At 42.6% G+C, this 795-nt stretch carries 1 protein-coding gene; it reads left to right on the top strand.

The window, feature by feature from the left end; translation table 11 throughout:
- Positions 1–795, top strand: a 795-nt coding sequence (locus tag D1614_RS25800; protein ID WP_162304620.1) for a hypothetical protein, incomplete at both ends; no start/stop codon positions are given.

Below are 795 nucleotides of genomic sequence, written 5' to 3' on the forward strand. Positions count from 1 at the left end.
AAGAAACAGGATAAGAATGCACTCGTTTTTGTCGACCTGCTGGGACATAGCAAAGGAAGTACTTACTTCTTTGAACAGAACTATTTAAAAGAACACGGTGCTCTTCCAGACAACCCGCCTTATGAGTTAATCGACCCCGAGGCGCGTAACTGTAAAATACCATTGCTGGGATTTTTCCAGTCCCATGATGGTATACCGGTGTATCAGTTTAGCAATGGAGAATATTCGTACACCGATTATGATTTTGAAACACTAAAGTCGATCTGGTACGAAAATACCCGGTTAATAGCGCAGGGATATAAAAACAACGGAGATGTATTTGGCATAAATGCTTTCCGCGATTATTTTGCCCATCCCGTGTTGTCGGGCATTACGGTCGATGCACTTAAGGCAGGCCTAGGCGAAAAAACGCCCGTATGGATTTATTTTGACGGCAACGGCTATGCCCGGCCTCCTGAAATGACTCCGCAGGAATACATCAACCACGTGAAATGCCAGATTTATACCTCCATTATTCACGGGGCCACAGGTATTCTGTTTTGGAACGACTGGCGAAAAACACCGGAAGTGTTTGACATCCTGCTTCCGATGCTAAAGGAATTAAACGACAATTTGCCCATTGTTAAGCTCGAAACAAAACACTGGAAAGCACACGACAACTTACATATTATGATCAAGGAAAGCAAGGATGGTAAAAAGTACTTCATTGCGTCAAACACAAGTACAACAGACGTTTTATCCATCGACATTCCGGAGGTAAATAAAAAAGAATTGCAACCCTTAGAGGTTTATATT

The organism is Maribellus luteus (assembly GCF_003576475.1).
Taxonomy (GTDB): domain Bacteria; phylum Bacteroidota; class Bacteroidia; order Bacteroidales; family Prolixibacteraceae; genus Draconibacterium; species Draconibacterium luteum.